Source organism: Gemmatimonadota bacterium (assembly GCA_026705765.1).
In the GTDB taxonomy this organism is placed as follows: Bacteria; Latescibacterota; UBA2968; order UBA2968; family UBA2968; genus VXRD01.
On sequence record JAPPAB010000008.1, the window covers coordinates 39,754 to 46,877 of the forward strand.

A 7,124-nucleotide genomic window follows, 5' to 3' on the forward strand; every position below is an offset into this window, starting at 1 on the left:
TTTTGAGAGACAAAACGCGTGGCAATACAAACAGAATTTGCACATGAAATCGATCCCCAGCAGGAAAAGGGTCTGACGGTTCGTTCGGTTGGAATTGCACTGGGCGCAGTGGTATTCATCAACCTGTGGGTAACCTATGCCGAAACCGTGGTGCATGCATCCAGACTGAACCTGAGCTTTTTCCAACTCACATTGATGGCCGTATTTGTCTTGCTGGTCGCAGCCGTCAACCCGCTCTTAAAAATCCTGGGATCGCACCGCGCGTTTTCGCCCTCAGAACTGCTGGCAATAGCGGCAATCGGCATGGTGGGATGCGTGGTACCCGCCTCGGGCGTAACCGGATTTCTCATCGGCGTCATTTCCACGCCAATTTACTTTGCCACGCCCGAAAATCGATGGGGAGAATTCTATCATCCCAACCTTGATTCGTGGGTCGTACCCATAGACCCCGAAGCCCTGCGCATGTTCTACGAAGGCTTGCCACCCGGCGCGTCCATGCCCTGGGAAGTGTGGCTGATGCCCCTGCTGTGGTGGGCGAGCTTTATCGTCGCAGTATTCGCGCTCTCAGCCAGCATGATGGTCATCTTGCGCAAACAGTGGGCAGAACACGAAAAACTGGTCTATCCCCTCGTGGCCGTACCCCTGGAAATGGCGCAAGATTCGCGGTCAAAACAACTGTTGCCGGGATTTATGCGGGGCAAGCTATTCTGGATCATGGCCGCAATACCATTTTTGTTATTTTTGTGGAATTCCCTATCCTGGTTTTATCCCCTCATGCCCGGAATCGGGATCTTTCCCCACGCCGGAAAGTTTAATTTTACGCGGTATTCTCCCCACGTCTATCTGGAACCCCTGAACCTGTTCACCATCGGCTTTGCGTACTTTGCCAACACACAGGTATTGTTTTCCGTCTGGTTTTTCTTCTTATTACACGTTGTAGAAGGCGGCATATTCAACCGCCTGGGCTACCAGATAGCCAGATCAACCGACTCGTTCAGCGCCGATCCCCCCACCGAAGCCTATCAGTGCTTTGGCGCGCTGGCGTGCCTGGTCGTATGGCGGTTATGGGTCGCGCGGAGGCATTTGCGAGACGTCTTCCTGAAAGCATTTAGAAAAGCGTATCCCGCCGATGATTCTCAGGAAGTACTGGCCTACCGCACAGTGGTCTTTGTATTTTTGGTGAGCCTGTCTTTTGTGCTCTTCTGGCTCTGCCGCATCGGCATGGACATAACAACCGCACTCGTCTTTCTATGTGCGCTATCCGTAATTTATATCGGCCTGGCGCGGGTCGTATCAGAAGCCGGGATGGTGTATTCGGGCGCCACAGTAACACCGCAGGCATTTGTCATGGACATGCGCGGCACACAAGTCATGTCTGCGGGCAGTTTGACGGGCATTGCCCTGTCGTACTCCATTGTCGATTACATGCGGGGACTATTCACGCCCGGCGTGGCACAATCGATCAAAATGGGCGAACTCATCCAGGGCAACCGCCGCGCATTATTATTCTGGGCGGGCATAAGCGTTTTGCTGGGACTGGCCGCATCCGTATTTTACACCCTGCACCTGGGCTATTCTCACGGGGCGTACAACTTCCCGCGCTTCCCCTTCTTCAGCGGCGACCCAAAAGGCATCTACGGATCGACGCTAACCATGATGCACACGCCCAAAGCACCCGACGGCGAGCGCATGGTCTTCTTTGCAATCGGGGCGGGCCTGATGGCATTGCTGACCTTCTTGCGCTACCGGTTCCCGGGCTGGCCCCTGCATCCCATCGGACTCACGCTATCCGCCGCCGACAACACCGCCCACCTCGTCATGCCCGTCTTCATCGCCTGGGCGTGCAAATCTATAATTATGGCTGTCGGTGGTGTAAACCTCTACCGCCGCTCCAAACCCGCTTTTCTCGGTCTCCTCGTGGGCTACACAGCCGGAGTTGTCCTATCATTCCTCATCGACGCGTTGTGGTGGCCGGGAGAAGGGCATCTGGTGCACTATTGGTAGAAGTGTGAAATAAAAGAAGACAGCGATGAAGGCAGGAGGATCTTTAGCTCACGAGTGGAGCGAGGAGGCTGGATTGATTTTTGTTCGACAAGGCCATCCGAGTTCCCTATATTTTGATGTTGTTGTCGAATGGAGAGACAGCACAATGGAACTGGCAATATGGACACCATGAACAGAAACGCACATCAAGAGCGAGCAACGTCGCAAGTGCTGAAATCTGAAAAAGGCGGTTCTGGGTCCACCCTGAAAATAGGATTGCTATTAATTATCTCATTTGCAATTGCAATGCCGGCCCAAGCATCACTTTGCCCCGGTGATGATGACCTCGATGCCCTGCTCGATGGTGTCGCCGAGATCGCGGCCCCTGGTGTGCCGAGTTCCTTCTTCGTCTATGGCCCTGAGAGCTTTCCGGTGATCGTGGGTGCCCCGCGCAATGCCGCTGATGCCGTGCGCGCCCCGGTCATCGCGGCAGGCTGTTGGCAGGCAGGCCGCGTCGTCGCTCTGGGGCACAAAGGCTACTTTAATAGCTCCACACTTGAGAAGGCGGACACCGCACGCCTGATGGCGAACGCGTTCGCCTGGGTCTCGGGGGGCGGAGCTTCAGCCAGCCCCCGCATTGGCGTCGTCGGTAACGCACAGCTACGCGCCTGGCTGACCAGGACCGGTCACGATGTGGTCGAAGCCTCCCTGACATCGGAATCGCTGGGAGCGGTGGATGTCGTGGCCGTGGACATGGGGAATCAGAGCGCGCCAGAGCTCGAAGCACTGTCGGCGTTCGTGCGTGCCGGAGGTGGTCTGGTGACAGCTGCCAACGGTTGGGGCTGGGCGAGTCTGCACCCAAAGCTGGATATCATCAATGACTTCGCTGGTAACCGCCTGCTCGCGCCCATCGGCATCCAGTGGTTAAACAACTCCCTCAAACGCACATCGCCAGCGGGCTATGCCGTTGCCGAACCACCGTCTGAACTGACCCACGCTGTCAAGGCACTCGATGCGGTCAAGGCGCACATCGCAGGCAGGCGTAAGCTCACACAGCCGGAGGTTGACCAAACTCTGTACACCCTGGCAAGAACCATCCGCGCTCTGCCTCCGAACGACGTGCTGTTCGCACCGGACATGCAGGATTTTTTTTCGAACTACAAAGGGACCCGCTGGCCCTCGGCGAAGCACCCGGTGGACGAATCTGATGTAGTCGCCCGCATGGTCGCTACGCTCTTCGTGTCTGAGCATCACCGCACCCCACCCCAATCCGTGCGCGCTCATCCTGCGGACACAGATTTTCCCGGTTCCGTCCCAACCGACGCCCCACGCCTGACACGTAGCCTTATCATCGACACCACCGTGCCTCGCTGGCACTCAACCGGACTCTACGCCGCGCCGGGCGACCTGGTCACGGTAACGGTACCGACTCGCGTCGCCAACGGCGGCTTCTTCGTGCGCATTGGCGCCCACAGCGACCAAATTTGGAGACGGCCAACATGGAAGCGCATGCCCCAAATCAGCTACCGTTTCCCCATCTCCGCTTCCAGGACCCGCGTCGCCAATGCCTTCGGGGGCCTGATCTACATCGAAGTTCCAAAGAAGAACCCCGGTTTCGGGCGCATCACCGTCGAGATCGAGGGCGCAGTGGCGGCACCGCTCTTCGTGCTTGGTGAGACAGACCCGGCCGTCTGGCGTGCGGAGATCCGCCATGCACCGGCTCCCTGGGCAGAGATCGCCGGGCGGAATATGATCGTCACCACCCGCTCTTCCGAGGTGCGCGGACTCGACGACCCGACCGCCGTGGCTGAGACCTGGGATCGCGTGCTGGACCTGGCCGCAGACCTGGCCGCCTGGCCGCCCAATGCACGCTCGAGCCCGGAGCGATTTGTCGTGGACCGCCAGATTTCGGCGGGTTCCATGCATTCCGGCTATCCCCTGATGGCCCACCTGAACCATCAGTCCAACCTGGTGGATGCCGAGCACATTCGCTCGGAGGGCAACTGGGGCTTCTTCCACGAGGTGGGCCACAACCACCAGCACAAAGACTGGACATTCGCCGGCACGACCGAGGTGACCGTCAACCTGTTCACGCTCTACATCTATGAGTTTATATGCGGGATCCCGATGGTTGACGGAGAGTTTCCCGGTAGAAGAAAAAGATCATGGGCCGCTCTAATGGCATCCTACAACTTTGATAATCCGACCTTCGAATACTGGAAGAAAAACGCGTTCCTTGCCCTGATCATGTACGCGCAGATGCAGCAGGCGTTTGGCTGGGACGCCTATCGGCAGGTGTTTGCCACATACCGCGCCCTGCCCAACGACGAGCGCCCGAAGAGCGACGGCGAGAAGCGCGACCAGTGGCTGGTGCGCTTCTCGCGCACGGTGGGTCGCAACCTCGGCCCGTTCTTCGAGGCCTGGGGAATACCGACGTCGAAGGCCGCGCGGGACTCGATCGCCGACCTGCCAGTGTGGATGCCTCCCAACTTCCCGCCCTTATGAGAGATAATGACAGGTCAGACTTTGAAAGACCATATATTTATCTGATCTTATCCTATGAAGAGGCGTCTTGAATGCATTCAAAGACGCCTTTTACCTGCGTAACACCGCACAGGTGGAGGTTCTCTAATGACATGGACTCGAATCTTTATCCTCTATACACTCCTCTGTATCCTATCCCCGGAACAGTCGGCAGCAAACCAGCGGGACTCCCTGTTGACCCTGGGGCAAAAGTACCTTCGGGAGGGGCAGACAGAAGCCGCCATTGCGACATTCTCGGACTTAACCAAAACCTTCCCCCAAGATGCGCACATCCAATCTCGCCTGGGCTATGCGCACTTAAAAAACCGCGACTTTGAAAAAGCAGAAGCCACATTCAAGATGGCCAAAGGACTGGATAAAAATTTGGCAGAAGCGTATGTGGGCCTGGGACTCGTCTATGCCGAACGCCCGGCCTCGGGCCTATCGGCGTATAGCAACTTCCGCAAAGCCGTAGGCGAAGCCAAACGAGCGACCAAACTCGACTCGACTTATGGGCCTGCGTACCGCCTACTGGGCGAATTGTACGAACGATTTCAGGAAGACCACCAGAAAGCCGTAGATTACTATCTAAAATATATCCAGGTAGAATCGGACAACCCCGACGGACTGTACTATTTTGGCCTCGCCTGCGTACAGGCCGACCAGCACGACCAGATCGCGGCGCACATCATTCCCTATATCAACGCACACGACCCTGAACTCCGCCTCTTACCCCTCGCCGCCGCAGGCTATTTTCATCAAAAAGAACACCGCCTCGCCCTGAACTACTACGAACGCTATTTACAACGCGTTGACAAAACCGAACGCGCCTATTACACCGACATATCTCTCGTCGCCTCAGAAAAGGAATGGCACGCATATCAAAGCCTGCCCGAAGAATCTCAAAAATTGGACTATCTGCAAAAATTCTGGCGGCGGCGAGACTCGGATCTTCTGACCCAAATCAACGAACGCATCGTAGAACACTACAGGCGGGTGTGGTATGCGCGCACCTTCTTTTCCAAAAAAATCAGCCCTTGGGATCAAAGGGGCGAAGTCTATATCCGGTACGGCGAACCCGATTATCGGTCTCGCTCCAACCAGCGCGAATTTGTAATATCTTCAGAAGTAGAAGCCGTTCGCAACCGAATGGCAGCCGATATCTGGGGACCAGCCGCGACCTATCACACATTCACGGGACCGGTCTTTCCCATACGCAGCCAGCGCAAACCATTTGAAGGCAATATCACAAACGAAAGCCTGAACACCGGCGTATTTGGCACAGACGCAGGAGAAGACGACGTCAACCTCGCCCTGAATCCAGGAGAAGAAGCCGAAACTCTGGGATTCCAATTTGTAGTACCCGACCTCGTCGCATCCAGTCCCTTTGATCTATCGGTCGCCCCCCGAACAGAGCAACGCTTCTTGAATTACAGTCCCGTAACATCAGACCGCGAATTCGAAACCGTCCCCTGGGAAACCTGGACATATACCCAACTGCAAGGCGGCGTGGAATTTACCTTTACCGACGAAGTCGGAAACGGACACTTTGACTTCGCGCCCATACCGCCCTTGCCCCAAAGCGACAACCGCATCGCCAGCGTGGCGCGGCTCATGGAATACGCCCCGGGGGTCATCTATCAGCAATCTATCGGCGCTGTACCCGACTATTATCGCCCCAGCGTGGGCAAAGACGCCCTCCACTTCTTTTACGACGTCGCGGACTTCCGCGGACCAGATGGCAAAACCATCGTAGAAGTGTATTACGGAGTACCCCCAGCAGAAGTCACTGTGGGCAAAGGCGACCGGGATTATCTCATATACACAAAAGCCACCCTCGCCCTGGCGGACGCAAGCCATGAAAATATCTACCGCGCACACGAAATACTCTCCTACCAGAACAGCCGGGAATTTCCCAAAACCCGGGGCGTATTCATCCCCGACGTCATACGCATTGAAGCATCTCCCGGAGAAAAATATCAGCTACAGGTACAATTGGAAGACGAATTATCCGGGCGCACAGGTGCGTACAAACAAGAACTCTCGGTCTCTGATTTCAACTCCGAAGGCGTAAAAATCAGCGGTATCCAGTTAGCCTCCTCAATCGCCGACACGGGCACCAACGACCGCCTCCAAAAAAAAGACATCTACGTATCGCCAATGGCTTCCCGAAGCTACCCCCAGGGCAGCCGGGTATTTGCCTATTTTGAAATCTACAATTTGAAACGCGACACCTTCGGGCAAACCCGTTACAAAGTGCAATACCGCGTACAATTCAACCCCCGCAACACCGTAGGCCTCGCAGGCGTCATCACCTCGGGAATTCGCGCACTTCTGCGACAGCAAAAACCCCAGGTCTCCGTGACCTATGAACAGGTGGGAACCGACGAAGAAAAACGCGAATACGTAGAACTCGACCTGAAAAAAGCCAAACCGGGGGTAAATGTGGTGGAAATCACCGTACAGGACAAAGTAAGCGGAGAAAAAGCAACGCGAGAAGTCGTATTTTTCTACGGCGGATCAGGATGAGCAGGATGGAAGGATGAACAGGATAAAAGCGAAAAAGGAGAACCCATGCCCATAACCGATGCCTCGGGTGGTCAATACTGATCGATATA

Annotated in this window: 3 protein-coding genes; all 3 read left to right on the forward strand. The window is 55.9% G+C overall.

Annotated elements, in window-relative coordinates; genetic code table 11:
- Positions 1-18 precede the first annotated feature (18 nt).
- On the forward strand, positions 19-2,004 hold the full coding sequence (locus OXH16_01215) for a hypothetical protein (protein ID MCY3679986.1): 1,986 nt from the start codon (positions 19-21) through the stop codon (positions 2,002-2,004).
- A 159-nt stretch (positions 2,005-2,163) separates the two neighbouring features.
- On the forward strand, positions 2,164-4,488 hold the full coding sequence (locus OXH16_01220) for a M60 family metallopeptidase (protein MCY3679987.1): 2,325 nt from the start codon (positions 2,164-2,166) through the stop codon (positions 4,486-4,488).
- 126 nt (positions 4,489-4,614) lie between these two features.
- Positions 4,615-7,035, forward strand: a complete 2,421-nt coding sequence (locus tag OXH16_01225; protein MCY3679988.1) for a GWxTD domain-containing protein — start codon at positions 4,615-4,617, stop codon at positions 7,033-7,035.
- Positions 7,036-7,124: the final 89 nt, after the last annotated feature.